The 26356-nt window shown below is 59.4% G+C and carries 20 protein-coding genes; 6 read left to right on the top strand and 14 right to left on the bottom strand.

All coding sequences use genetic code 11. The features are described from left to right. Positions 1–235 precede the first annotated feature (235 nt). Complete coding sequence (locus H8709_RS01220) at positions 236–2449, bottom strand: transglycosylase domain-containing protein (RefSeq protein WP_262396551.1); 2214 nt, start codon at positions 2447–2449, stop codon at positions 236–238. A gap of 194 nt (positions 2450–2643) precedes the next feature. Between H8709_RS01220 and H8709_RS01215 the strand changes: the two genes are divergently transcribed. The 5 genes from H8709_RS01215 to H8709_RS01195 all read left to right on the top strand — a co-directional run bounded on the left by H8709_RS01215 (position 2644) and on the right by H8709_RS01195 (position 7204). Next, on the top strand, positions 2644–2970 hold the full coding sequence (locus H8709_RS01215; RefSeq protein ID WP_262396550.1) for a hypothetical protein: 327 nt from the start codon (positions 2644–2646) through the stop codon (positions 2968–2970). A 259-nt stretch (positions 2971–3229) separates the two neighbouring features. Continuing rightward, the gene (locus tag H8709_RS01210) at positions 3230–3601 is read left to right on the top strand and encodes a VOC family protein (RefSeq protein ID WP_262396549.1); all 372 of its coding nucleotides are present in this window, start codon (positions 3230–3232) and stop codon (positions 3599–3601) included. A gap of 432 nt (positions 3602–4033) precedes the next feature. Further along, positions 4034–4897 (top strand): PHP domain-containing protein, encoded by an 864-nt coding sequence (locus tag H8709_RS01205; RefSeq protein ID WP_262396548.1) that lies wholly within the window; start codon positions 4034–4036, stop codon positions 4895–4897. A 14-nt stretch (positions 4898–4911) separates the two neighbouring features. Further along, positions 4912–6009: an ROK family protein gene (locus tag H8709_RS01200; RefSeq protein WP_262396547.1), complete on the top strand. Its 1098-nt coding sequence runs from the start codon at positions 4912–4914 to the stop codon at positions 6007–6009. Beyond that, positions 5996–7204, top strand: a complete 1209-nt coding sequence (locus H8709_RS01195; protein ID WP_262396546.1) for an MFS transporter — start codon at positions 5996–5998, stop codon at positions 7202–7204. The genes H8709_RS01200 and H8709_RS01195 overlap by 14 nt, the downstream gene beginning before the upstream one ends. Positions 7205–7266: 62 nt before the next feature. On the opposite strand, the gene H8709_RS01190 is transcribed toward H8709_RS01195, so the two are convergent. The 8 genes from H8709_RS01190 to rplU form a co-directional block, all read right to left on the bottom strand. Then, positions 7267–7569 (bottom strand): DUF3795 domain-containing protein, encoded by a 303-nt coding sequence (locus H8709_RS01190; protein WP_262396545.1) that lies wholly within the window; start codon positions 7567–7569, stop codon positions 7267–7269. Next, entirely contained in the window at positions 7566–8705 is a 1140-nt protein-coding gene (locus tag H8709_RS01185; protein WP_262396544.1) for a glycerate kinase family protein, read from the bottom strand. The genes H8709_RS01190 and H8709_RS01185 overlap by 4 nt, the downstream gene beginning before the upstream one ends. 303 nt (positions 8706–9008) lie before the next feature. Further along, complete coding sequence (locus H8709_RS01180) at positions 9009–9881, bottom strand: YitT family protein (RefSeq protein WP_262396543.1); 873 nt, start codon at positions 9879–9881, stop codon at positions 9009–9011. 27 nt (positions 9882–9908) lie between these two features. Next, a complete protein-coding gene (locus tag H8709_RS01175; RefSeq protein ID WP_262396542.1) occupies positions 9909–10304 on the bottom strand; it encodes a Mini-ribonuclease 3 in 396 nt (131 codons plus the stop codon). A 39-nt stretch (positions 10305–10343) separates the two neighbouring features. After that, positions 10344–11615 carry a GTPase ObgE gene (obgE, locus tag H8709_RS01170; protein ID WP_262396979.1) on the bottom strand — a complete coding sequence of 424 codons (1272 nt, stop codon included), beginning with the start codon at positions 11613–11615 and terminating at the stop codon, positions 10344–10346. 290 nt (positions 11616–11905) lie between these two features. Further along, a complete protein-coding gene (rpmA, locus tag H8709_RS01165; protein ID WP_262396541.1) occupies positions 11906–12190 on the bottom strand; it encodes a 50S ribosomal protein L27 in 285 nt (94 codons plus the stop codon). 4 nt (positions 12191–12194) lie between these two features. After that, positions 12195–12509 (bottom strand): ribosomal-processing cysteine protease Prp, encoded by a 315-nt coding sequence (locus H8709_RS01160; RefSeq protein ID WP_262396540.1) that lies wholly within the window; start codon positions 12507–12509, stop codon positions 12195–12197. 3 nt (positions 12510–12512) lie between these two features. Beyond that, on the bottom strand, positions 12513–12824 hold the full coding sequence (gene rplU / locus H8709_RS01155; RefSeq protein ID WP_262396539.1) for a 50S ribosomal protein L21: 312 nt from the start codon (positions 12822–12824) through the stop codon (positions 12513–12515). Positions 12825–13166: 342 nt separating this feature from the next. Here rplU and H8709_RS01150 point away from each other — a divergent pair, with 342 nt between their 5' ends. After that, entirely contained in the window at positions 13167–13829 is a 663-nt protein-coding gene (locus H8709_RS01150) for a hypothetical protein (protein ID WP_262396538.1), read from the top strand. A 56-nt stretch (positions 13830–13885) separates the two neighbouring features. Here the strand turns inward: H8709_RS01150 and folD are convergent, their stop codons facing one another. The 5 genes from folD to H8709_RS01125 form a co-directional block, all read right to left on the bottom strand. Then, positions 13886–14749 carry a bifunctional methylenetetrahydrofolate dehydrogenase/methenyltetrahydrofolate cyclohydrolase FolD gene (gene folD / locus H8709_RS01145; RefSeq protein ID WP_262396537.1) on the bottom strand — a complete coding sequence of 288 codons (864 nt, stop codon included), beginning with the start codon at positions 14747–14749 and terminating at the stop codon, positions 13886–13888. Further along, positions 14739–15857, bottom strand: coding sequence for a prolipoprotein diacylglyceryl transferase (lgt, locus tag H8709_RS01140; protein WP_262396536.1), 1119 nt, complete (start codon positions 15855–15857; stop codon positions 14739–14741). Before lgt ends, folD begins: the two co-directional genes overlap by 11 nt. Positions 15858–16040: 183 nt before the next feature. After that, a complete protein-coding gene (gene yfmH, locus H8709_RS01135; RefSeq protein WP_262396535.1) occupies positions 16041–17324 on the bottom strand; it encodes an EF-P 5-aminopentanol modification-associated protein YfmH in 1284 nt (427 codons plus the stop codon). After that, on the bottom strand, positions 17317–18606 hold the full coding sequence (yfmF, locus tag H8709_RS01130; protein WP_262396534.1) for an EF-P 5-aminopentanol modification-associated protein YfmF: 1290 nt from the start codon (positions 18604–18606) through the stop codon (positions 17317–17319). The genes yfmH and yfmF overlap by 8 nt, the downstream gene beginning before the upstream one ends. A 111-nt stretch (positions 18607–18717) precedes the next feature. After that, complete coding sequence (locus H8709_RS01125) at positions 18718–26268, bottom strand: GH36-type glycosyl hydrolase domain-containing protein (RefSeq protein WP_262396533.1); 7551 nt, start codon at positions 26266–26268, stop codon at positions 18718–18720. Between the last annotated feature and the right edge of the window lie 88 nt (positions 26269–26356).

Here is a 26356-nt window from a genome sequence, read left to right as displayed (position 1 = left end):
CACCATATCATGAATGCGCTGGGCTCCCGCGCTTTTCGCGCTCCGCCCCTTTGCGCAAAAAAAATAGCCGCTTTCGCGGCTATTGATATGGTTTCACCATATCATAAATGCGCTGGCCATCCGCGCTTCTCGCGCTCCGCCCCTTTGCGCAAAAAAAATAGCCGCTTTCGCGGCTATTTTTTATCAATATCAATCAATTATCCAATCAACAACATCGCTATTTCTCTCTGTGGGCTTAATCGTCCGTTTTCCACCAGGGCTTTCCGGTATCATGATCAATGCCGTTTTCGTCGATGTTATCCTGAGGCAACAGATGCTCGATACAGGTGCCTGGAATGTTGCTGGCTTTATAGTAGCCCGTCTCGGTGGAGGGGCAGTTCTCGGTGGCCAGGTCGCCGGACACGGTGCAGAACTCCTTGGCAACCACCTTGGTGCTCTCCGGGAAAGAACCGGAAGAACGGTTTTCATAGATTTTGCCCATGACGTTTTTCCACACCAGGGGAGGGGGATACACGCTGTAAGAGATTTTTTGCTGGATGTCGTAGCCCATCCAAACCACGCCCACATACTCGGGGGTCAGGCCCACAAACCACTGGTCTTTATCGTCAGTGGTGGTACCGGTCTTACCGGCCACTGTGACGCCGTTTAATTTCGCGTTATAACCGGTGCCATGGGCCCCGGAGACAACGCCCTGCATCATCTTGTTGACAATGACGGCCGTCTCTTCGCTGAGGACACGGGTGGGATTCTCCTTGTTTTCCAGCACCACATTGCCGTCGCTGTCGAGGACCTTGGTGTAGGAATGGGTCGGGGTGAAGAGGCCGCCGTTACCATAAATCTGGAACGCGCCGGCCAGCTCCAGCGGGGATACGCCGTCGGTGAGGCTTCCCAAGCTCATGCAGGAGAGGGAGATATCGGTGTAAATTTTTCCGCCGACCTCCCGGCTGTCCACCAGGCTATACATATTGAGCTTGTTCTTCAAAAAGTCAAAGCAGGTCCGCGGCCCTAACTGATTACAGACATTGATGGCCGCCGTATTGGTGGAACGGCGAATGGCCTCGGCCGTGGAAACATGGCCGTTTTCATCGCCGTAGTAGCTATCGTAGTTGATGGGGGTCCAGTTGTCGTATTCGGTGTAGGTATGCTGGGTCGAGTCGATCATGGTAGACCAAGTCACCAGGTTCTTTTCAATGGCCAGTCCGTAAACCGAAATGGGCTTCATAGTAGAACCGTTGGAACGGGTGATACCAGTGCAGCGGTTGAGGACCCGGTCGCCGGTCTTTTCTCCCCGTCCGCCCACCAGCGCTTTGATGGCGCCGTTGTAGTCGAGCAGAGTAAAGGAGGACTGAGGCGGCTCGGGATTGCGCACACCTGGGAAAGTGGCGTCGTCCAGATAGCTTGCCTCCACCGATTTTTGCAGACTCTCATCCACCGTTGTATAGATGCGGTAACCGCCTTTATAGAGCATTTGGGTGGCGTAGGATTTCTCGTAGCCCTTTTGTTCCATCAGGTCGTGGAGCACCTCATCGATGACATAGTCCACAAAGTAGCTCTGAATCTCGTTTTGCTCCTCAATATATTCCTCTTTGCGGAAGGTGAGCTCTTCCTTGATGGCCTCGTCGTGCCGTTTCTGATCAATAAAGCCCAGTTCCAACATCTGATCCAGCACATATTCCTGACGGATTTTGTTCTCCTCCGGATTCTTAAACGGATTTCTCAGCTCCGGATACTGGGTGATGGCCACAATGGAGGCGCACTCGGCCAGGGACAGATCCTTGACGTCTTTACCGAAATAGAGGTTGGCCGCCGCCTGCACGCCCTTGACACCGTTGCCCAGCGGTATCACGTTGAGGTAGGCCTCCATAATTTCCTGTTTGGAGTATTCCTTTTCCAGGTTGAGCGCGTTAAAGATTTCCCGCACCTTGCGGTCGACACGCACCTCATTATCTCCCGTCACATTTTTAATTAACTGCTGGGTGATGGTGGAACCGCCCTGTTTGGTGGGATAGATTTTGATGAACATGTTGACAAAGGCGCCCATGGTCCGCTTCCAGTCCACGCCCTCATGCTTCAAAAACCGGGCGTCCTCGGCCGCGATGGCAGCATACTGCATGTCCTGCGGGATTTTATCGATGCCCACCCAGATACTGTTGTCCGGGCTTTGCAAGCGCTTGAGCTCATAGGGCTGTCCCTCGGCATTATTGGCGTAGAGGATGGTCGTGGAATCGAGCTTGAGCGAGCGCAGATCGACGACTACATCCTTGTCCACATAATCCATCACGTGAACAGTGAGCACGGTGCCTACAACACAGCCGGTGATGACCAAGATGAAAAAGCAGGTTGCCAGCACCTTGCCGATCATGGAAAAAACCCGTTTGATTCCCCTGACAGCGGGAGAGCTTGTTTTTTTCTCCGGCGCCGGAGTAGTTTTCTTGCGGTTTTCTTTCATAGGCTGGACTCGCCTCCTTAGTAACCATATCATTATATCATAAAGTGACTGGAATATGTTAACGAATTTTAGAAAAAGCCTTGGAATATTTCTCATTCTCCGGCGCATAGCGGCGGGTGGGAATGTCAACACTATGGTTAAACAATGCTTGTCTGCGCCTCATGCCCGCGCAGCAAATCCGGAGGTGTGTTTTCATGGGTAAAACATTTGCATATATCGGCTGTGTCCTGATGGTCTTAATAACAGCGGCCTTCGCGGCCGCGTTCTTTACCGGCCAGGCAGGGGCCGACGAGCAGGCTCTGGTGGCGGAGTCGTCCGTCCCGGTGGGCGATTACCAATATGTGCTCAAGGATTACGGCGGCAAACTGGCCGTCTTTGAGGCAAACAGCGTGACGCCGGACATCGTCTTTAACGTCTATACCAAGAATCTGCCGGAATTTGACGTCAAAGAGTTAAAGAGCGGGGTGTATGTACGGGATTCCGAGGAGCTGGGCCGTCTAATTGAGGATTACATCAGCTGACCATTTTAGTATGCGCCTTTCTCCCCTTGTTTAACGGATTTTATGACGAATTGTCAGGAATGTCAATGGATTGGCAAAAATCTTAAAAAAGCCTTCATAATTACGTAGGGAAATATTCACAAAATTAGACAAAATAGTTACAGCATATTGCCGAAAGTTTAACCGTTCTTTCATTGTATTCGCCTTTGGTTTCCGCTATAATAGAGGAACCACAGCAAGTGACCTCTTCACTTGTGGAGTTAAAGTAAGGAGAAAGACAATGAGCTTTACCTTTGCCCATAACAATATCAATGTCATGGATTTGCAGCAGAGCCTGGACTTTTACAGCCAAGCGCTGGGACTCACCGAGTGCCGCAGAAAAGAGGCCAAGGACGGCAGCTTTATTCTCGTCTATCTGACCGATGGCGCATCCGGCCATATGTTGGAGCTGACCTGGCTGCGGGACCGCACCAATCCCTACGACCTGGGCGACAACGAATTCCATCTGGCTTTCACCGCCGATGACTTCGACGCGGCCCATGAACTGCACAAACAGATGGGCTGTATCTGCTATGAAAACGCCGCCATGGGAATCTATTTTATCTCCGATCCCGACGGCTATTGGCTGGAAATCCTTCCGGCAAAAAAATAGAAACGCATAAGGCCGCCTAGGGGCGGCCTTTTTTGTTGCCGAAAGAGGAAACACCCGCCGCCTGCCCCCTTTCCCCAAGCGCAAGACATCCGAAATACTGTCGTGCGGCAAGCGCTGTCACCTGAATCCTCAGGCGTCAGCGCCAACACCGTCCATGCGCCGCCGTCAGCTCAAACCGGGAGCTGGTACTATGCCGGATCACCTATTGGATCAGCATTTCGTCCCCGCCTCGCCGCATTTACCGCCATAAAGAAAATACCCTGCCCTCAGGGGTGCGCTTCCTTTCAAAAGATATGCCCTTCGCGCCTTAGCAACCTCCCCCATTTTCGTCTTGACAAAGATTTCCTCTTCGGCTATACTTTTGTTGTAAACTTATAAAAGTTTCTGTTAAAAGAAGGAAGGAGCAAGTGAATGGGGACACTCGATTTGCATATGCATTCTCTTTATAGCGACGACGGGCAGTATACACCGGAGGAGCTGATGGCCCTTTGCAAAAAGGCCGGGCTACGGACGGCGGCCATCGCCGACCACAACTGTGTCAGCGGGATAGCGGCGGGGCTTCGCGCTGCCCAGGAGGAGCAATTGGAGCTCATCCCGGCGGTGGAGCTCGACTGCACCCACGACGGGGTCAACTTCCATCTGCTGGGCTACTTCATCGAGCCCGACGAAAGGGAGTACGGCCCGGTGGAGGAAAATCTGTTGGCACAGGACCGGGCCGCCTGTCAAAAACGGATGAGGCTTGTCCGTGCGGCGGGCATTAAGTTTGACGAAGACTTCGCCCGCTCTCTGTCGCGCAACGGCGTGGTCACCAGCGAGATGATCGCCGAGGCCGCCCTGGCCGTGGACCAAGATCGTCAGCCACCCCTCATGGCCCCCTATTATCCGGGCGGTGAACGCAGCGACAACCCCTTCGTCAATTTTTACTGGGACCACTGCGCCCAGGGCAAACCCTTCTTCTCCCCCGTCACCTACCAGAGCCTCCGGGAGGCCTGCGCCCTCATCCGCCGCACCGGCGGCGTGCCCATTCTCGCCCACCCCGGCAACAACCTCAAGGAGCGCGTGCCTCTCATGGAGAGCGTCTTTAAGGAGGACGTGTGCGGGATGGAGGTTTACAGCAGCTACCACACCCCGGAGCAGACGGAATTTTATCGCGTCTGGTGTGAAAAATTGGGCGGCATCGCCACCTGTGGCAGTGATTTTCACGGGAAGACCAAGCCCAGCATCCGGCTGGGATCGGCGGACTGCCGGGGCAGTGAGGACGAAGTGCTCGACCGCCTGCGGTCGGCTCGTAAATAAAGGGGGAAATTGGGATGCAATCACAGCCGGGAAAGCCGGAACTCATCAAAAAAATGAACATGGAGCTCATTTACCACACCCTGCTCTCCTTAGGGAGCGCCACCCGGGGGGAGATCGCCAGCCACACCCGGATGAGCGTGACCACCGTGCGTACCCTACTCGAAGAACTCGTGGAGCTCGGGGAGATTGTGGAGAGCGCGCTGGATGAATCCAGCGGCGGACGGCGGCCCCAGCGGTATGCCCTCTCCCCCCATCGCAACCGGATGCTCCTGTGTTATCTGGACCGGGAGCAGCTCCACTACCGCATCGCTTCCCTGATGGGCGAGACGCTAGAGGAGGGGGAAAAAGCCCTCTCCCCCAGCCGCACCGAAGAGGAAGCGCTGGACTTCGCCCTCTGGTGCCGGGAAGAGCGGCAGGTGACCGCCGTGGGGCTGGGCGTGCCCGGCATCGTGGAGGAGGGCGGCTTCCTCGTCAGCGACTGCGATCACTGGGTCATCAATGATATCGGAGAACGAATGCGGGCGGCCTTGGGGCTTCCCGTCCTATTGGAAAACGACCTCAACGCCATCGCGCTGGGTTTTTGCCGCCGCTATAGCCAAAGCCACCCCGGCTGCTCGCCGGAGCAGGTCAACATGGCCTACATCCATTTTAACGTCAGCTGCACCGGCGCCGGCGTCATCGCTGACGGCAAGGTGGTGCGGGGCGACAAAAACTTCGCCGGAGAGCTGGGCTTTCTCCCCATGGGCGGCGGGAAAACCCTGGACGCCGCCATTGCGGGGGCTGCCGGCGACGGGGAGCGGGCCGGGCACATCGCCCAGGCCGTGGCGGCGGTCAACTGCGTTGCGAACCCCGCCCTCATCGTCATCGGCGGCGACCTTTTCCACCGCTATGACGTGGACTTTTCGCAGATCCTCCAAAAGACCAAGGAGCTCATTCCCGCCCGGATGCTGCCGGACATTGTCTACTCCGATGCCTGCCGGGAGGACTATCTGTCGGGACTTTCCTATCTGACCTCCCGTATGCTCCTGCCACTCCTGCCCTTCCGGCCCGCGGCCGGACCATCATCCAGCGCCCCCAGGGGCGGAAAGGGGAACGACCTTGAAATTCGATAAAAAACCGCTGTTTCTCATCACCATCATCTATCTTTCCTTTATCAGCCTCGGCCTGCCCGACGGCCTCCTGGGTGTAGCTTGGCCCTCCATCCGCGGCGACATGGGCCTGCCGCTGGAAAGTGTGGGCGTCCTCACCACCCTGCTGCTGTGCATGTCCGCTTTATCCAGCATTCTGAGCGGCTGGGTCCTGCGCCGCCTCGGCACCGGGACCGTCACCTTTTTGAGCTGTCTCATGACCGGGCTGGGGCTCTTGGGCTACTCCCTCTCCCCCGGTTTTGGCTGGCTCATCCTGTGTACCGTGCCCCTGGGCTTCGGACAAGGCGCGGTGGACTCGGGACTCAATCGGTATGTGGCCGACCATTACAGCTCCCGCCACATGAATTGGCTCCACTGTTTTTGGGGCATGGGGGCCTCCATCGGCCCGGTCATCATGTCCCAGGCGGTGACGAGCGGCCGCACCTGGCGGGGCGGCTACCGGACCGTCTCGGCCATGCAGTTAACCCTGGCCGCCATCCTGCTTGTGAGCGTCCTTATAAAGCTTTGGCAGGACCGCCCCGTCAAGGCGGAAGGCGAAAGCAACGAGGCGCGCCCCAAAGCCCGGGTGTTCGGGAAGTTTGCCCCCTCCCTGGCCGTGTTCCTCTTCTTTATCTACGCGGGCATGGAATTTACCATCGGCGTGTGGCTCAACAGCGTCCTGGTGGAATCCCGCGCCCTGCCGGTGGCCATTGCCGGGCTCTGCGTCACCCTCTATTACGGCGCCATCATGGTGGGGCGCTTCCTCTGTGGCATTGTGGTCAACCGGATGGGCAACATGCGGATGATCCGGCTGGGCCTCGTCCTGGCCGTGGCGGGCGGACTGGTCCTCTGGTTTGTCCCCGCCTCCTGGGGCGCCATGGTGGGCATCAGTATGATCGGCGTCGGTATCGGCCCAGTCTACCCCTGTCTGATGCACGAGACGCCGGCCCGCTTTGACAAGGCCACCAGCGACAAGCTCATCGGCTACCAGGTAGGCGCCGCCTGTCTGGGCGGCTCCCTGCTCGCCTCGGGGCTCGGCGTCTTCCTCTCCCACATCACTCTGGAACTCTTCTTCCCCGTGGTGGTGGTATTGCTGGGCGTCAATTTCTTTATTAACGAGCTCCTGGAACGCAAAGCCAAGGCCCAGACAGAAGACGCAGAACTTCCTGCCGCCCAATGAGAATCCATCGACAGCAAAAAAAGGACCTGTGGAATATCCACAGGTCCTTTTTGCGTGCTTTCCTAACAGGACTCCGCCTGCGCCATGTACTGGTCGGTGACGGCGCAGGGGTATTGCGGGCAGGCGGCGCAGGAATCGGCGTTCTTTTCCCGGGCGCAGCTTCGCATCCCGCATCCCTGACACATCTTTTCGCTGACCTCGTCCGACCGGCAGCCGCCGCAGATCATGTCCCCCGCCGAAAAGGTACAGGCCTCGGTGGAATATTCCCGGGCCGTCCGCTCCATGAGCGCCACATCCCCCGTTTGTTTCGCGATAAAGAGCGGACAGGCGGTACAATCCAGCCCACAGTAACCTGTATGCTTCATTTTCTTTCCTCCATCCGGGCGATAAAGCCCATCAAATTGTCCACAGTCCGATATAGATCTTCCCGGCACCTGGTTTGGAGCTCTTTAAAAGGTGCGGCGATCCGGTTGATGCTGAATATGCCAGAGACGCCCATGGCATAGGACCGCTCCACATCGTCCCCGATGTCCCCGACAATGGCCGCCACCGGAATCCCCATGGTCTTGGCGCGCCGGGCCACACCGATGACCACCTTGCCCCGCAGGCTCTGTCCGTCGATCTTCCCTTCTCCGGTGAGGATGAGGCCCGCCCCGGCGGCAATCTCCTCGAAGCGCACCGTGTCCAGCACCGTCTCAATGCCCATGCGAAGCGGCGAGCCAAAGAAGGCCGCCATCCCGCCGCCCATGCCACCGGCCGCACCCGCGCCGGGGAGATGCAGCATTTCCACACCCAGGTCCCGGGCGGCTATCCGGGCGAGATGGGAAAGCCCCCCGTCCAGACGCTCGACCATGGCGGGGTCCGCCCCCTTTTGGGGGCCGAAGACGGCCGCGGCCCCCTGCTCCCCGCACAGGGGATTGTCGATGTCGCACATGGTGACGATTTCCACCCCCGCGAGAGTCCGGCGCAGGGGGGCGGCGTCGATGGACGCGATCTCGGTGAGGGTGCCGCCCACCGGGACGAAAGCCTCTCCCCGGTCATTGAGGAACTTCGCACCCAGGGCGGCGGCCGCTCCGCAGCCGCCGTCGTTGGTGGCGCTGCCGCCGAGACCCACCACAATCTTCCGGCATCCGTCGCCGACGGCCCGGCCGATGAGCTGGCCCACTCCGTAGGTGGTGGTCTCTTCCGGATTTTTCCGCTCCCCCACCAGCGGCAGGCCCGCGCAGGCGGCCATTTCCACGATGGCCGTGTCCTCGGCCACCTGGCCATAGAAGGCGTCGCAGTCCTCCCCATAGGGGCCCTTGACCCGCACCGGCACCCGCTTTCCTCCCATGGCTGCCAGGAAGCAGTCCACGCTGCCCTCTCCCCCATCGGCCACTGGGATGGAGAGGACCTCGGCGTGAGGGAAATGCCGCCGGATGGCCTTTTCCATCAGGGCGCAGATTTCCATGGAACTCATGGTCCCTTTAAAGGAGTCGGGAATCAGCACAATTTTCTGCACGGTCCTTCGCCCTTTCCCATCATTTTTCTTTCTATTGTAAAGCAAGGGCCCTCGTTTGTAAAGGAATCCCCTTGATTCCGGCAAATGAAAGAGGCCGCTTCTTCCGCCATGCGCCCGATGCGCAGGCGTTTCGCGCTCCAGCGCTCCCGCCCCACGCGCAAAAAAAACCAGCCGTCATAAGACGGCTGGCGTCCGCCCGCCTTACGTCGGTCGGCCCGATGCGCAGGCGTTTCGCGCTCCAGCGCTCCCGCCCCCACGCGCAAAAAAAACCAGCCGTTATAAGACGGCTGGTTTTTATCTCTTCTATTTTTCCCGCTTAAAACCCTCGCCGAACACCTCGGAGGTATCCAAGGCGATGATGAAGGCGTTGGGGTCGGCCTCCAGGGCGATCTGTTTGAGCTTATAAAACTGATTGGGGCGCACCGCGCACATGATGATCTTCTTCGGGTCCCCCGTGTAGGCCCCCTCTCCCTCCAAGAGGGTCACGCCCCGGTCGAGGCCGTCCAAAATGGCCTTGGATACCTGATCGGGGGTATCCGACACCACCATGGCCATCTTTCCTTTGTCGGTGCCGTAGAGGACGCCGTCGATCATCAGGGAACTTGCGAAGATACACACCGCGCCGTAGAGGGCCGACTCCATATTCCGATAGACGGCCGCCGCGATGAGCAGCACCACGCAGTCGATGATCAGCATGAGCCGCCCCATCTGCATGTGGGGCCATTTGCGCTGCAAGAGGCGGGCCACGATGTCGGTGCCGCCGGTGGTGGAGCCCCGCATAAAGATGATGCCGAGGCCGATGCCCATGATGACGCCGCCCGCTAGAGCAGCCATAAGCATATCCCCGGTAAAGGTGGGGAAGTCCCGGACCACCACGTCGATCATCACTGTGGAAAGGGCGACGGTCAGCAAGGTTCGTAGGGTGAACTTGCGTCCAATAAATTTAAATCCCAACAATAAAAGCGGCACGTTGATGAGAAAGGAAATGAGGCCGATGGGAAAACCCGTCAAAAAGTTCGTCAGAGTGGCAAGGCCGGTCACGCCGCCCGGCGCAATCTGGTTGGGGGCGGTAAACATGTGTACCGCGATGGCGTAGAGGAAGGTGCCGATGATGTCTCCGCAGATGTCGATGACAAAATTGACCTTTTTGTTCCTGCTGCTCAATATGGCATGCATATCCTTCCCCTCCCTTTCCGGCGGCGGCTATTTTTCCACTTCTTGGGCGTCCAGTCCTTCAAAAATCACGGCAAACAGCTCCTCGATACGCGCAAGGTCTCCTTTGAGATAGAGGTAGCCGAAGAGCGTCTCCACCCCGGTGGCCCGCCGGTACGCGCAGGGGTCGGCGTTTTTGGGCACGGTGGAGGAATGGCTGTTTCTTCCCCGTTTGAGAAGACTCATCTCCTCTTCGGTGAGTAGGGGCTCGATGAGCTCATAGCCCAGCGACTGGGCCGAGGCCCGCACCCGGGATACCGTCCGATGGTGGAGCTGATGGACGGGGGCCGTGGGGGACCGGGCGAGCAGCCGCTCCCGGACCATCAGCTCATAGACCGCGTCGCCGATAAAGGCCAGGTTGATGGGACCGAGCTGCTTGGGATTCATTTGTGTCGATAATAAGTCTAACGTATCCATTCTCCTTTGCTAGCGGATGTAGTCGAATTCTAGGTCGTAAATGCTGACGGTGTCCCCCTCCTGGATACCCAGCTCCTCCAGCTTATCGATGATGCCGCTTTCCCGCAGCACCCGCTGGAAGTATTGGAGGGACTCGTAGTCCTCCATATTGACGGTGGATAGGATGGGGATGAGCCATTCGGCTTCCACCTCATAGATGCCCTCCCGTTTGCGGACTTCATACTTGTCCCGACTCATGGGACTGGTCAGCTCCACCGGTAGCGGCTCCGGCTCGTAGCGCAGGATGGGGGGCAGCTTGTCGAGCTGGGCCGCCACAGAATCGATGAGCTCGTCCACGCCCTGTCGGGTGGCCGCCGAGATGGCGAAGAAGGGCAGACCCTTGCCCTCAATGTAGGCACGGAAGGCCGCCACCTGCTCGGGGGAAGCTAAGTCGCATTTGTTGGCAGCCACAATCTGGGGGCGCTGTGACAGCTCCTCGTCGAAGTTGCGCAGCTCTAAGTTAATCTTCTCGAAGTCGTCGATGGGGTCGCGCCCCTCCATTCCCGAGACATCCACCAGATGGACGTTGAGGCGGCAGCGCTCCACATGGCGCAAAAACTCATGGCCCAGGCCCACGCCCTCGCTGGCGCCCTCGATGAGGCCGGGGATGTCAGCCATGACAAAGGACTTTTCTTCCGCCACCCGCACAACGCCCAGCACCGGGGTCAGGGTGGTGAAGTGGTAGTTGGCAATTTGGGGCTTGGCCTCGCTGACCACCGAGATAAGGGAGGATTTTCCCACGTTGGGGAAGCCGATAAGGCCCACGTCGGCCAGGAGTTTCAGTTCCAAAGTCAGTTCAAAGGTCTCCCCCGGCATACCGGGCTTCGAAAAGCGGGGAATCTGCCGGGTGGGGGTGGCGAAGTGCTGGTTGCCCCAGCCCCCCTTGCCGCCCTTGGCGATGACAACCGGCTCTGGATCGGAGAGATCGGCCATAATCCGCCCGGAGTTTGCCTCCTTGACGATGGTACCCAGCGGCACCCTGATGATGAGCGGCGGCGCGCTCTTGCCGGTGCAGCGCTTTTTGGAACCGGGCTCCCCGTTTTGCGCCGTATAGTTCTTTTTGTATTTAAAGTCCACCAGGGTGGAGAGATTGGTGTCCACCTGGAAGACCACGTCGCCGCCCCGGCCACCGTCGCCGCCGTCGGGGCCGCCCGCCGCCACATACTTTTCTCTGTGGAAAGAGACGGCGCCGTTGCCGCCGTCCCCGGCCTTCACTTTGATTTTTACCTTGTCTATAAACATGCTCTTCACTGCCATTTCTCCGCGCATTGTGTGGAGACAGCCGCACCGTGCACGGGAGCAGTGCGGATTTTACGTCTTTTCTTTATTGTACCACCCAAACCGCCCGTCATACAAGCACAGCGTCCAAGAAAACAGCCCGTCCGGGCAAAGCAATAAAAATGCGGCCACTTTCCGAGCACCAGGAGCGGAGCGCGCAGCGCACCTACTCCCGCGCAGCGGTTTTTATTGCATAGCAATAAAAAAATCCCGAGCCAATGCCCGGGATTTTTTGCGTTCTCACAGCTGTGAACTTATGCCTCTACGGGATAAACGCTGACCTTTTTGCGGTCGCGGCCCAGGCGCTCGAATTTGACCTTACCGTTAACGGTGGCAAACAGCGTATCGTCGCTGCCGCGGCCAACATTCTCACCAGCGTGGATATGGGTGCCTCTCTGGCGGACCAGAATATTGCCAGCCAGTACATACTGACCGTCGCCGCGTTTTACGCCCAGTCTTTTGGACTCGGAATCACGGCCGTTCTTGGTAGAACCAACACCCTTTTTATGAGCAAAAAATTGCAGGCTGATTTTCAGCATTGTGTTACACCTCCGAAACATTGATCTTGATTGTGTGGGGATACGCTTCCGACAAGAGGGTGAGCTGGAGCAAAAACGCCCGCAGGAAATCATCCGCCCGCTTCTCGGGAGCCTTGAGCTTCAGTTGAATCCGATTGTCCTCCACCGTGACCGTGGCATCGAGCCCGAGAACCTCGGTGATCCCATTGGCGGTCATTTGGAGGGTGGAAGAAACCCCCGCGCAGACGATGTCCTCCCCCGCGCCGGCAAAACCAGCGTGTCCGGAGACATCAAACGCCACGAGCATTCCCTCGCGCTCGGCAAAATCTGCCTTGACCATCGACTATGCGTTGATGGACTGAATCTCAACTTTTGTGTAAGGCTGTCTGTGGCCCATTTTGCGCTTGGAATCCTTCTTGGAACGATAGGTGAAAACGGTGACTTTCTTGCCTTTTCCGTTCTTGAGGACCTTTGCGGTCACTTTAGCGCCTTCCACGGTCGGAGTTCCTACAACAATGCCGTCGTCCTTGCCGACCGCGCACACTTTGTCAAACTCGACAACTGCGTCGGCATCCGCTTGCAGCTTCTCGATGAAAACAACATCGCCTTCGCTGACGCGATACTGTTTTCCGCCTGTTTCAATAATTGCGTACATAGGTGATAAGCCTCTTTCTTTAGTCTCGCTACTGCATAGGCGGGGACACGTCCCTCTTATCTGCCCAGAGTAAGCGGCATTACATATGATACCAAATCTTCGTCCCCAAGTCAAGAGTCCTCCCTCATTTTTCCGCATAAATCCAGGGAAAATGAAAAAATGGCGCTCCGTTTTTCGCTATTGTGAGCAATTGTAAACAGAGCCGTGATCTTGAGACGATTTTTACCATTCATAGAATTGCATATTTCCGACATATTGCTATAATAAGAATAGAATTACTAACTATTTCCTATTTTATTGTAGCAAATATCGACAAGTATCGACATTAGAGGAGGATGTGACATGTCCAGCTATCCGACGCCCCTATATCAGCGCACGTGGTTTGTCGTTTTGATGCTGTTTCTCTTTGCTCCGGTGGGCATTTACCTAACCTGGAAGTATGGCAAAGGGGGTAAAATCCTAAAATCCACAGCGTCCGCTTTCTTTGGATTTGTGTTTCTCACCGTGCTCATCAGCTGTTTCACCCCGGGGAAAGCGCCGGTTAACGCCGACCGCATCACCGCGCAGTCCATGTCCCAAAGCGAGAGCCAGCCAAAACAAACGCGGACGGTGACGACCACTCCAAAACGGATGACGGCTCCCGTCAAAACAACCACGCCGGTTACTTCTACTACGACCACGCCGGTCACCACCAGCTCTACGTCCGCGACAACGACCACAAAGGCGGCTGCCACCCCGTCCGCGCAGACGGTTTCTTCCTCTTCCCAGCCAAAATCCGGCGGCGGCGCTGCCCAAACTCCCACTCCCGCACAGGGAGGCGGCACAAAATCGAGTTACACCCTGCCGCCCGCCGAAGCGCCCCAGAGCGGAATGGTCTGGATTCCAACAAATGGCGGTACAAAATATCACTCCAATCCCAATTGCAGCGGCATGGACGGCCCCAGGCAAGTCACCGTGGAAGAGGCCGAAAGTCTGGGCTTTACCCCCTGCAAGAAGTGCTACTAGCATCAACCCAGGAGGAGCGGAGACAACGAATGTCTCCGCTCCTTTTGTTTTCTTTATTACCTGCCCGCCCGCTCTTTGGCGGAGGTGAGGGTGTTTTTCATCAGCATGGAAATGGTCATGGGGCCCACGCCGCCGGGCACCGGGGTCAGGTAGCCCGCCACCTCTTTGACCGCGTCAAAGTCCACGTCGCCGCACAGCTTGCCGTTTTCGTCCCGGTCCATGCCCACGTCGATGACCACCGCGCCGGGCTTGACCATGTCCGCCTTGACGAACTTGGCGATGCCCACCGCCGCGATGAGGATGTCCGCCCGGCGGCAGACCTCCGGCAGGTCCCTCGTGCGGGAGTGGCAGATGGTGACCGTGGCGTTTTTATGCAGCATCAGCATGGCCATGGGCTTGCCCACGATGTTGGAGCGGCCAATGACCACACATTCCTTGCCGGTGACGTCCACGCCGATGGAGTCGATGAGCTCCACGATACCGGCGGGGGTGCAGGGCAGGAAGCTGTAATTGCCGATCATGATCTTGCCCACGTTCTGTTCGTGGAAGGCGTCCACGTCCTTTTTCGGGGAAATGGCCTCGATGACCGCCTTCTCGTCGATATGCTTGGGTAAGGGCAGTTGCACCAGGATGCCGTCGATCTCCTCGCGGGTGTTTAATTCCTTGACCAGCGCCACCAGCTCCTCTTGGGTCGTCTCGGCCGGAAGGGCGTGCTCCTCGGAGTAAAAGCCCACCTCGGCGCAGGCCTTCTTTTTGTTGTTGACATACACTCTCGAAGCGGAGTCGTCGCCGACGATGACCACCGCCAAGCCCGGCGTCACGCCGGTCTCCGCCTTGAGTTTGGCCGTCTCCACGGCAATGTTGTCCCGCGTCTGTTTGGATACCGCTTTTCCGTCGATGATTACCGCACTATTCGCCATCTTTGTTGTCCTCCTCTGTGTCCTCTTCCTTCTCTGATGTTTCTTCTTTATTCTCGTCCGGCGCCGCTGCTTCTTCGGCGGCCGGGGTCTTTTTTGCCGTCTCAGGTTCCAAAGCGTCCTCCCCGTCTTCGGAGAAAATCACGCCGATGGCCGCCGCTTCGGGACCCGCTTTTTTGAGGAGCGCTTTGTATTCTTTATAGCCGTGAGCCAGAATGAATTTGGATTCTGATGAATTGGCATAGAGGTTTTCGCCCTTGGGGACGCCGTTCTTTTTAAGCCGGTAGCGGACATAAATCCAAACGGCCAGGGCCGCCAGCACAAAGACGGCTGCCAGCAGCTGGGAAACTCGAAGCCGGCCCAGCATCAGGCTGTCGGTGCGCAGCCCTTCGATAACGAAGCGGCCCGCGCCGTACCACATGCTGTAAAAGAGGAACACCTCGCCGTCAAACCGGCGGTGCTTGACATAAAAATGGAGCAGTACAAAACCCAGGATACACCACAGCGATTCATAGAGGAAGCAGGGATGGACCATACCGGTGGGGTCCACCGCCATGCCCTGGGCCGTCAATGTATCCATATGCTGGGTGAGATAGCTCTCGATGGTGGGGCTGGTCATGCCCCAGGGAAGGGTGGTGTTGCCGCCGAAGGCCTCCACATTGATGAAGTTGCCCCAGCGCCCGATGCCTTGGCCAATAAGGAAGCCCAGGGACACCACGTCCAGGGTGGGCAGGAATTTAACCTTGCGCACCTTACAGGCAATGGCGCCGATGAGCACGGCGCCGATGAGGCCGCCGTAGATGGCCATACCGCCCTCCCAGGTCTTAAAGATGTCCAAGAGGTTATTCTTGTACTGGTCCCAGGAGAAAATGACGTAAAAGAGCCGGGCGAACACGACCCCGCCGATGAGGCCGAAGATGATGACATCAATGAGACGGTCTAAGTCCAGGCCGAATTTCTTGCAGCGGTAGGCCACATAGACCACCGCCAGCAGAAAGCCTACAGCGATGAGGATGCCATACCAGTACACCGCCAGATTGCCGATGTGAAATGCGACGCTGTTAAATGAAAAGTGCAGCCCCAGTCCCGGGAAGTCCACGATCTGCTGCATATGTACAGCTCCTTTCCTTCGCGCGGGAAATTTCCCGCGCTGTAACACAAATGAATACGTTCTATTGCTTCTCCGCGCCTGTTGGCCCTGCCCTCAGGTGCTGCCGGTAAGCCTATGGCTGTGGAAGCGCCGGCGTCTTCGCGCGAAGGGCTTCTGCACAAGCGCTTTGTCCCAGCCTCCCGCCTATTCTCCGGTGGTGTTGACGATGGAGATGGTGCCGTACTCCTCGCAGAGCATCTGCGCAAAGCGGGCGGCCGCCTCTTCATAGGTCATGTCCGCGATCATCTCCACGATGTCGTAGATGCCGCAGCCGCCGAAATGGGCGGTGATCATGGCGCTGCACAGCACCTCCACGCTCTCAAACGCCCGAACATACCGGCCGTAGACGCACCGCTTGCTTCTCTCGAAGTCCTCTTTGGGAAGCCCCGTCTCCTTCATGGCGGCGATGGCCGCACACAGGCGCTTATAGACCTCGTCCGGGTCCTCCGATTCGCCGGCGAAGATGGAGGTCAGATACCCGTCCCCCGAGAACACCTCGGTGCCGAAGGTCTGGTTGATGAGACCCGCGTCATAGAGTTCCCGGTAGGTTTTGGAGCTCTCCCCCGCCACCGCGTCCAGGATAATTTCACTGAGCAAATCGCCCCGCATGAAATGCGCCGCGTCGTCGGGCTCTTCCTTAAAGCCAATGCTGAAAAGAGGCGTGGCCACGTCCAGTTTCTGCACATGGCGCTTTTCTAAGATGTCTCTCGGCTCGTCCACCGGCGCGTTTTCGACTTGGAAGTCGGGCGCGGGTTTGAGAATCTTGTCGCAGCAACGCAGCACGGTATCGATGTCGAAGTTGCCCGCGATGGCCAGCACCATATTGCGCAGGTTATAGAAGGTGTTGTAACAGCTGTACAAGGTGTCCGCCGTAATCTCGGCGATGGACTCCACCGTCCCGGCGATGTCGATTTTGACCGGGTGGTTTTTGTACAGACTCTCGAGCATATTAAAGAGCACCCGCCAATCGGGGCTGTCGTCGTACATGCGGATTTCCTGGCCGATGATGCCCTGCTCCTTCTCCACCGACTCCTGGGTGAAGTAGGGTCTCGTCACCAGGTCCAGAAGGATTTCCAGGGACGCCTCGAAGTTCTGGGAGCAGGAAAAAAGGTAACAAGTCTTGTCAAAGGAGGTGAAAGCGTTGGCCGACGCGCCGGTCTTGGCGTATTTGGCAAAGGCGTCGCCGTCCTCCTTCTCAAACATCTTGTGCTCCAGAAAGTGGGCGATGCCCGCCGGAACCGTAGAAAAAGGCGCGTCGGGCGCGGTTTTAAAGGTGCTGTTGATGGAACCGAAGTCGGTGCCGAACAGGGCGTAGGCGCTGGAATAGCCCTCCAGCGGATAGAGCAGCAGGGTCAGCCCGCTTGTGTGCTCGATCTTGGTATAGGATTCGCCCAGACGGGCGTTTTTGACAATCTGACGGTTACTCATGGTCGCTGCCTCCCTTGCCGGTGAGATAATACACGGTGTCCAGCCGGACCTTCTGGGCGGCGGCCACCACCGCTTCCCGGCTGACAGCCAGAATCTGCTCGGTTTCTTCCTTGGGGGAGCGGTATTCCCCAGTGATGATCTGGCCGAGATACCAGCTTTCCAGCCCCGCCAGGGAATCGCCGATATTTTCAAAAGAGTTTTGCATGCTCAGCTTCGCCGCGTCGAATTCCTCGTCGGTGAAGCCGCCCTCCTTCATCACGTCGAGCTGGCGGAGGATTTCGTCGTAGGCCTTTTGCCGGTTCTGGTCCTCGATGCCGCAGTCCACCATCATGGTGCCCTTGGCCCGGTCAAAACGGGCGGCGCAGTAGTAGCAGAGGCTCAGCTTCTCCCGCACGTTGAGGAAGAGCCTCGAAAACGGCGTGCCGCCATAGACGGCCACCATCATCCGCGCGGCGGCCAAAGCCGCCCGGTCGCGACCGACGTCGGCGGTAAAGCCCAAGACCATCTTGGCCTGGGTGACGTCCAATTCGTCGGTTTCCCGCTTGACTTTCTCAGAGGCGGGAAGCATCTCCATTTCGGGAAGCGCCTGGGGCGCCCGCTCCACTTTGGCAAAGGCCGTCTGGAAGAGTTCCTTGGCCGGAGCCGGGTCGCCGGAGCCGCAGAAGATGATCTCGATCTGGGACGAACGGATGAGCCGCTCATAGGCGGCAAAGGCGCTCTGGGGAGTGATTTCCTGCGCCTTTGCCTCGCTGCCGTAGCGCCCGATGCCCGCCGGGGACCCGGCGCACATGATTTCCAGGCAGCGGTTGATGGCATAGCTGCGCTTTTCGTTGATCTCCGCCTGGATGGAGGCGATAAGGTACTTCTTTTCCAGCTCCACATCGGTGGGATCAAAGGCCCCGTCCACCGTCTTGGGGTCGAGCAGCAGCCCGCACAGCAGCTCGCAGCACTCCTTGACCACCGCCTCGTTTTCCATGGTGAAGCGGTCATCCAGGCTCTGGATGGACAGATTGATGATCTGGTAGTCCCCGATCTTGCGCACGTCCGCGTCCAGCATTGCGCCATAGAGGCGGGCGAGCTTTCGGTTGAGTTCGGTAAAGTCGGGGCATCCCGCGTAGCCCTTGCGCAGGATGGCGGGCACCACCGCGTTCTGGGCGGCGGTATCCTCACTGAGGGTGGTCAGAAGATGAATGGAAATGCGGTTGGATTTAAACTTTTCATCGCGTATCGCGTTAAAATACACTTGGTCTAGGAGTTTGGTCCTGTTAAGCGTTTGGTCCATCTGTCTCTCTCCTCCGGTTGGATTGCGGACAAGTCCCGCCCGCGTTTTCCTTACTATCATACTATTTTTTCCATCGTTAATCAATCGCTTTCTTCTCCGTTCACTCTTTGTTCATGAGAGCGGAACCCCCATCTCTCCCACCTGTCCCCGGACATCCGCCCCGGGGCGCTCCCCCAGGGTGACAGAGAGTCTTTCCCCGATGGAAGCAAGGGGAATGGGGATGCCTCGATTTTCATCCCGTTCTCCTCGCCTGACCTGGATGACAAAATCTTTTCCAGATAGGCGCACCTGTGCGGTGAATCCCGGCCAGCTCTCGGGCAGAACCGGGGAGATAATCAGGCTTCCGCCCTTAAAATGAAGCCCCAGCAGTTCCCGCAGAATGACCCGGTAGTACCAGGACGCGGCGCCCGTGTACATGCTCCATCCGCCCCGGCCGTAACAGTTGTCGTTGGTATAGATGTCGGCCGCGATGGCGTAGGGCTCGAGCTTGTAGGCACTTGCAAGCTTTGGGCCCTCACAGCGATGGATGGGGTTTAGCATCCTTACGAGGGACTCCCCTCTGCCGGCGTCCCCCATGCGCAGGGCCGCCATGGCAAACCACATGGCCCCGTGGGTGTACTGGCCGCCGTTTTCCCGGATGCCCCGGGGGTAGTTTTTGACGTAGCCCGGCTCCTGGCTGCTCTCGTGGAAGGGCGGGGTGAAGAGGCGGATGATGCCGTAGTCCTCGTCCACCAGTTCCCCCCAGGCCGCGTCCATGGCGCTGCGCTGCCGTCCTTTGTCCGGCAGTCCCGCCAAAACAGAGAAGCTCTGGGGCAGGGAGTCGATGCGGCACTCGTCGTTTTCCTTAGCTCCCATGGGGGTCCCGTCGTCATAGAAGGCCCGCAGGTAGTAGCCGTCCTGGTAGCAGTGTCCGTCCACCGCCCGTTTGAGGGCGTCAATCCACCCCTCGTACCGCTCGGCCCGCTCACCGTCCCCCATTTTTCTACAGACGGGAAGGAAGCGCTCCATGGTCATGGACAAGAATAAGGCCAGCCACACGCTTTGTCCCGCGCCGGAAGCGCCCACCTTGTTGTAGCCGTCGTTCCAGTCCCCGCCCCCGATTTTGGGCAGGCCCAGCTTCCCCGGCTGATAGGCCCGGTCGATGGCCCGGGCGCAATGCTCATAGACGCTGACCCGCTCCTTCCCCCGGGCCACCTGCATATACCGCTCCTGTTCCCCGTCGGCCAGCACATCCCCCTCCAAAAAGGCGGTGGGCACCGACCAGAGGCTGTCGTCCCCCGTGGTCTCCCAGTACTCGCTGGCCACATAGGGCAGCCAGACCAGGTCGTCGCTGTACCGGGTCCGCACGCCCCGCAGTCCCCCGGCGTTTTGGGGCAGGTTGTGCCACCAGTGGAGCACGTCCCCTTCCCGAAACTGGACCGCCGACGCGCGGATGATGTGCCGCCGGGCCGTCTGCGGGTCCAAAAGGCAGAGGCCGCCCACGTCCTGGAGCTGGTCGCGGAAGCCGTAGGCGCCGGAATTTTGATAGAAGGCGCAGCGTCCCGCCACCCGGACGGAGTAGACCTGCCAGGGAAGCCAGTGGGTAAATAGGGTGTCCAGCGCTTGGTCCGGGCCCATGAGCGCCACCCGATTGGGCGGCGTGTAGGCCGGGAGATTGGGAAGCTCCAAGAGCTTCTCCGCGGCGCTTCCCCGCTGTGCGAAGGAGAGGATAAAGCGGATATGCCGGGCCCGTCGGGGCGGCAGCTTCTTTTTGACGATCACCGCCGCGCAGGGGTCGGGGTTGGGGAGAGCCGATTCGCTCCCCCACTCCCCGCTCCAAAAGGCTGCCCGGTCGAAGAGGAACTCCGCCGGCTCGCTGGAAGCGAGGGCGGCATAGGAGGGGACCGCCGTATTATAGGGGTTGTGGAGTAAGAGGGTGCGGCCCTTCACTTCCCCTTGGATATATTTGCTCTGATCCCGCAGCACTCCCAGCACCGGCTCGGTGTAGTAGGCCGCTTCGATATGCAAATCCCGGTTGGAGCGGTTTTCCAGCGTGACGTCGATGTGCTTGACGCTTCCCCGCGCCGGTACGCTCACCGTAATTTCGGTGTTTACATCCCCGCACACCCCATAGTAGGAGGCCCTCCCCGCCTCGAACACCGCCTGGGCGCCGTTTAATAGATCATATTCCCGGCCCGAACAGCGCAGCAGCAGCGCCTCCCCCCGGTTGTCCCGGGCGCTGTCGTTTTGCCAGGGGGTCAGGCGGCATTCTCTTGAATTGACAGCCCAGCTAAAGCCCAACGCGCTGTCGGAGAGCAGGGTGCCGAAGGTGGGATTGCACAGGGCGTGGCTGTACGGGAGGGGGGAGCGCTTATCCACATAGAATTTTTCTTCCACAAAGGTGCCTCCTTCCACCCGCAGTCCCGCCGCGGGGGCCGTATTTCTGGGTGCGCTCCTCTCCACGGCCATGGGTCTGAATCCCCGCAGAGGACGGCTCATCCGGGCCATGGACTTGGGCGCGATGTGGCAGGCCGCCGCTTCCAGCAAAGTGACCGTCTCGGGGGAAATATCCGCCCGGTCGACGAGGAAAACGCCCCCCGGCGCGCCGAGATACGGTTCGCTCCCGCACTGGGTAAGCATCCGCCGGGCCAGCTTCTCACAGTGCTCCTGCCCGTTTTCCCGGCTGTCGTAGCACACGGCCAGGTCAAATAATTGTCCGCCCAGCCTAAGGGACTGCTGGGCCTCCAAATAGACCCGCAGCCGCTCCCCGTCCCCGGCGCTGTACATGGGCAGGAGCACCACCGGCAAATCCCCCGAGATGCCGAGCCTCCAAAGCCCCTGCTGGCCCAGGGTGTTCTCCCGGAGGGCCTCCATATTCTCCCGGCAGTCATATTGGGGGTAGTTGAGATGACTCAGCACCTCGCTGCGGCAGCGGCCCACGGCGCTTTCCATGCTCTCCGGGTTCTTGGCCACCTTCTCCACTTCCTCTCTGGGCATCCGCCGCAGCCGCGCCATGGCGGAGAGGGCGGCCTCCCGGTCCTCCCCCACGCAGGTGAGGAAGGTCAATTCCTTTTTCCCTTTGGGAGGAAGGGGAAAGGAAAGGCGCACGGCGCAGACACAGTCGGGCACCCCGGTGCCGCCGTGAAACTCTTTCTTGGGGAAGTTTTTGAGGCTCTCCATCCCCAGCCGGGAATCAAAGAGGGCGTCTTTTTTCAGTTCATAGGAAAACTCCTGTTCCTTATCTAAGAACCCGGCGGCCAGCGCCATCTCCTTTTGAGCGCCCCGGCGATGGAAGAGGAGGATGTCCTTGTCCCCACAGAGCTCCCCCTCCACAAAGAGCTTGGAAAAGGCCGGATGGGCGGTGTAGTCCCGTTCGGGCGCCATCACCGGCTCAAAATAGAGAAGCAGGGACACGTTTCTTTTTTGGGAGCCGGTGTTGCGCACGATGATCTGCCTGAGCTCCGCGCTAAGGCTCCCGTGAACGGCGCACTCCATCGACGTTTCTAAGCCCTGTGCCGCCCCGTGGTAAGCGACGCTGGTGTCCGAAAAAGCGGTGTGGTAGTCGACGCTTGGGTCGTAGTAGGGCGCGGGGGTCAGGCTCATGGTCTTCCCGCCCGACGAGAGCAGCGCATAGCACCCCTCCGGCCCCCGCAAAAGATCTCGGCTCTTCCGGGTGGCGTTCATGCCGTGATAGTCCAGGTGTCCCGCGCCCAGATCGGTGTAGACGCCGCTGAGCTCGGTGTTGGAGAGCAGCTGCGCTCTCGGGTTTTGCGGCTGCATCAAAACATATTCCTCCCTGTATGGTTTTGGCTCTTCCCTTTTGCGGGGTCCGTCCCGCCCGTTCATCAGCCCGAGCATCACCGTGTCCCGGTGGACCTTCTCCCGGAGGATGGCGTCGCATCCGCTCATCTCCCCGTCCCGGAGAAAGCGCCGGACAAAGCGGTTGTCCATCAGAGCGTTAACGGACGCGACGATGCTCATGCCCACGTGGTGGGCCATAAAGGAGCGCACCACCGCCATGCTCTGGTTGCCGATGCGCGCCTTGGTAAAATCGACGGCCTCATAAAAGCCGTATTTCCCCATGAGCCCCAAAGACGACAGACGGTCCAGGTTCTTCATGGCCGTCTGGGGGCAGAAGGGCAGCGCCAAAAAGGTGGAATAGGGGGAAACGACCAGTTCCTTATCCAGGTCCCGCTTGACGCCCAGCTTCTGGACGCCGTGGGCCTTGTACTGGTAGACCATTTGGTTGTCAAAGCGGTAGTATCCGCTCTCTGAGATGCCCCACGGCGTGGCCAGGCCCCGCACCCGGCGGCGCTGGCAGTGGATGGCGTAGCGCAGTCCCTCGCTTAAGAGGGACCCTTCGTAGGCGGGCAGCACCAGATGGGGCATAAAGTACTCGAACATGGTCCCGGTCCAGGAGACCGGTCCCGCGTAGGACCCCAGCCGAGACATGGCGCGGCTGAGTCTTCCCCAGTGGCGCTTGGGTACTTGCCGGGCGGCCACCGCGTAGTAACTGAGCATCCGCGCCTCGCTCATGAGAAAATCGTAGCAGGATTCCCCCAGCTTCTCCCCCTCCGCATCGTAGCCCACCCGGAAAAGGTCCCGGTTTTTGTCATAAAAGACGGCCAGGTCCGCCCCCCGGACACACTTCTCCATCCGGGAAATGAGGGACTCGATACGCCCGTCCTCCCCCGCATATTCCCGCAGCCCCTCCTTGAGGGAGATGAGAAAGCACAAAAGATTGCCGCTGTCCACGCTGGACACAAAGCGGGGGGAAAGGGGCTCCAAGGTGCGGGTGTCGTACCAGTTATAGAGATTGCCCCGGTATTTCTTCATCTGTTCCACCGAGCCCATGGCGCGGCAGAGCTTTCCCGCCATGGTTCCCGTGTCAATGAGCCCCAGGTCCCGGGCGGCCAGGGTGCTGAGCATCATCAGCCCGATGTTGGTGGGGCTGGTGCGGTGGGCCACCATCTGCATGGGGGCCATCTGGATGTTGTCCGGGGGCAGAAAGTGGTCCTCCTCCCCGCACAGCTCCTCATAAAACCGCCACATTCTGGCGCAGTACCCCAAGAGCTTTTCCCGCTGCGCGCCGCTGAAAGCCGGCTTTTTCCCCCGGGATTTGCGCGCGGTAAAGAAGGCCACTAAAGGCGAAGAGAGGAAAATAAGCCCCAAAATCCGGACGAAGCCGTAGGGGGCAAAGAGCAGAGGAACGCTCAGTAGGATCACCAACCAAAACCCCGCCAAGGTCCGCCAGAAGCCGCCCCGGCCCTGCTCGCTCTGGGCCGCGGTCTGCCACTCCAAGAGGTTTTTATGGGAGAGAAAGCGCCGGTAGAGCGCCCGCAGACAGGCGTCCAGGGAGACGAGGGCCTGTTTGGGGAGCATCACCAGAGCAAAGAGCGCCTGCATGAGCCGCTCCCCCGCGTCGGGGAGGGCGTCGCCGTAGTAGCGGCGGCAGAGCATGAACGCCCCGCCGGAGACGACCGCACGCACGGCTCCCAGCAGGAAGGGAAAGATGACTCCCAGCACCCCCGCCGCCGCGAGCAGGGCGGCTGCCGGTCTTGCAAAGAAGGGGGATGCCAGGACGCAGGCATAGGAAAGCACCGGCGTCAGACTCCGGCGCAGGTTGTCAAAGAGCTGGCAGCGGCTGAGCATCGACAGGGGATTTTTTTCCGTTTCTTCCCCCTTGTGGAGCACCCGCCCCAAAAAGGGTAGGTTCTGCCAGTCCCCCCGGATCCAGCGGTGGAGCCGGAGCATCCAGCCGCCCATGGAGGCGGGGAAGCCGTCGGTGAGCTCCACGTCGCTGACTAAGGCGGTACGAAGGTACCCGCCCTCCAATATGTCGTGGCTGAGAATCCGGTTTTCCTCCCACCGGTCCTCGAGCACGACGGAAAAGGCGTTTACCTCAATAAGCCCCTTGCCGCAGAAGAGGGAGGAACCGAACAGGTCCTGATAGACTTCTCCCGCCCGCTTTTCGTAGGGCGTGATGCCCGCCGACCCGGCCATGACGGCGGAAAAGGGGGTCCGCTTCCCGTCGGGGAGGGCATTGACGATGCGGGGGGCCAGGATGCCGAAGCCCTCGGCCACCACCCGGTGGCGGGGGTCGACGACGGGCCGGCAAAAGGGGTGCTCGGCCGCGGCCACCAGCATGGGCACGCAGTCAAAGGTGAGCCCCGTGTCCGCGTCCAGGGCCAGCAGATATTTCGTCCCCCGCAGCCAGGCTTTGTCCCCCACCAAGAAGCCGCCGCCGTCCTCCCCGGTTTTGATGAGCCGTACAAGCTCGGTGATCGCGCCCCGCTTGCGCTCCCAGCCGCTATACATGTTTTGGGTCTTACTAAAGCGGCGGGGCCGCAAAAAGAGGAAAAAACGCTCCCCCTGCTCGGCGTTGAGGCGGCCCATCATCTGCTCCGCCGCCCTTTTACGGGAGGCGTCCACGGGGTCCTCCGGATAGGGGGCCACCTTGTAGTCGCATAGCAGGAGAAATCCGATGTCCCCCTGCCCGGCGGCGTGGGCCATCTTCTTAAGCCTTTCCTCCCACTGTCCTATGTCCCCGGCTGAGGGGAGCAGGGTGGAAATGACCACCAAGGTCCGCGCCGCTTTTGGCACGCCGCCGGGCAGCTCCATCCGGGGCAGAAACGCCGCCTCCACTCCCCGCATGAGGAGGGGCTCTAAGCAGGTCTTCACCACTTCCCACACCGGCAACAAAAGCAGCAGCCAGAGCCAGCCGCTTCCCATCCAAAAACTGAGCCCGAGCGAAAGGCCCAGGCTGATTCCCGCCGCGCCTGCAAGAAGCAAAATACCCCGCAGTTTCCACTTCCGGGTGAGGACGTTGTCGTGGAGGAGATACCAGCCCACATGGGCCCGCTTTTCCCCCATGGCGCGGAAAAAAGTCTCCTCTTCGTCGAACGCGGAGGTCTCTTTGCTTTTTTCCCCGCGGCCGGCGTCCTCCCCGCCTTCTTTCCGGCCCGGCTCCCTTCTCCCGTTTTCCTTGACGGCCCGCTGGGCTTCGAGGAGGATTTCTTCGGCCAGCGTGACTTCGTCCATCCCCCGCCGGCGGGCGAGGAGCGCCGTCAGACGGCAGTATTCCTCCCTCGATTCCTCGTCCATCTTGGGGTAAACGCCCGCCGGATCCCGCTCATAGAGCGCCGCCACCCGGCTGACGGCGGCGCTCAGATGCCGGAAATTGACGCCCTCCAGCGAGATGAGGAGCCGCACCCCATAACTGAGATCCTCCTCCCGTTCCCGGGCCACCCCGTCGGCACACAGAAGCAGGGCCGACGCCTGCAAAAGAGATTTGACGGCGCACAGCTCCTCCCAGCAAAAGGGCGCGTCCTTCTGCGCCTGCTCGAGAAGGGAAAGGAGCATACCCTCCTCCAGAGTCTTCTGGGGAGCCGTCACCTGGGAGGAAAGAAGGGTAAAGATCACCGGCAGTCCGTCCTCCCCCAAGGGCAGGCGGCGCAGTCCCGCCAGCGCCCGCAGGCAGTTCTTGCTCTCCCGTTCGATGATGTAAAAATTGTCGTAGAGCCACCGCTCGGCCCCCTCGATTTCGCTGTCGGACGACTGAATCCGGACAAAGGCGGCCTTCATCGCCGCCCGGTTTTCCCTCAATCGCCGCATGAGCTTCCGGCAGCTCCCCCGCTTTTTCTCCTGATGTCCACCCGATGGCGTGGACCGATCCCTTTGCATCACAGGTTCATCCTTTCCCCCTAGGTATTCATGGGTAGTTTTCCATTTTCCACCGATTTCATTCAGCGGTGGAAAATTTCGCCGCCAC

Origin of the sequence: Zongyangia hominis (assembly GCF_014385095.1) — a bacterium.
Classification (GTDB): domain Bacteria; phylum Bacillota; class Clostridia; order Oscillospirales; family Ruminococcaceae; genus Zongyangia; species Zongyangia hominis.
Note: the sequence above shows the minus strand (reverse complement) of the source record. Positions and strands in the feature narration are given on the sequence as shown.

Coding starts and splice junctions, on each gene's coding strand:
- obgE (WP_262396979.1), bottom strand. CDS start 11,615: ATGTTTATAGACAAGGTAAAAATCAAAGTGAAGGCCGGGGACGGCGGC.
- H8709_RS01175 (WP_262396542.1), bottom strand. CDS start 10,304: ATGAATCCCAAGCAGCTCGGTCCCATCAACCTGGCCTTTATCGGCGAC.
- yfmH (WP_262396535.1), bottom strand. CDS start 17,324: ATGAGTAACCGTCAGATTGTCAAAAACGCCCGTCTGGGCGAATCCTAT.
- folD (WP_262396537.1), bottom strand. CDS start 14,749: ATGGCGAATAGTGCGGTAATCATCGACGGAAAAGCGGTATCCAAACAG.
- H8709_RS01205 (WP_262396548.1), top strand. CDS start 4,034: ATGCATTCTCTTTATAGCGACGACGGGCAGTATACACCGGAGGAGCTG.
- H8709_RS01220 (WP_262396551.1), bottom strand. CDS start 2,449: ATGAAAGAAAACCGCAAGAAAACTACTCCGGCGCCGGAGAAAAAAACA.
- rpmA (WP_262396541.1), bottom strand. CDS start 12,190: ATGCTGAAAATCAGCCTGCAATTTTTTGCTCATAAAAAGGGTGTTGGT.
- H8709_RS01200 (WP_262396547.1), top strand. CDS start 4,912: ATGCAATCACAGCCGGGAAAGCCGGAACTCATCAAAAAAATGAACATG.
- H8709_RS01180 (WP_262396543.1), bottom strand. CDS start 9,881: ATGCATGCCATATTGAGCAGCAGGAACAAAAAGGTCAATTTTGTCATC.
- yfmF (WP_262396534.1), bottom strand. CDS start 18,606: ATGGACCAAACGCTTAACAGGACCAAACTCCTAGACCAAGTGTATTTT.
- H8709_RS01160 (WP_262396540.1), bottom strand. CDS start 12,509: ATGGTCAAGGCAGATTTTGCCGAGCGCGAGGGAATGCTCGTGGCGTTT.
- H8709_RS01150 (WP_262396538.1), top strand. CDS start 13,167: ATGTCCAGCTATCCGACGCCCCTATATCAGCGCACGTGGTTTGTCGTT.
- lgt (WP_262396536.1), bottom strand. CDS start 15,857: ATGCAGCAGATCGTGGACTTCCCGGGACTGGGGCTGCACTTTTCATTT.
- H8709_RS01215 (WP_262396550.1), top strand. CDS start 2,644: ATGGGTAAAACATTTGCATATATCGGCTGTGTCCTGATGGTCTTAATA.
- rplU (WP_262396539.1), bottom strand. CDS start 12,824: ATGTACGCAATTATTGAAACAGGCGGAAAACAGTATCGCGTCAGCGAA.
- H8709_RS01190 (WP_262396545.1), bottom strand. CDS start 7,569: ATGAAGCATACAGGTTACTGTGGGCTGGATTGTACCGCCTGTCCGCTC.
- H8709_RS01210 (WP_262396549.1), top strand. CDS start 3,230: ATGAGCTTTACCTTTGCCCATAACAATATCAATGTCATGGATTTGCAG.
- H8709_RS01125 (WP_262396533.1), bottom strand. CDS start 26,268: ATGCAAAGGGATCGGTCCACGCCATCGGGTGGACATCAGGAGAAAAAG.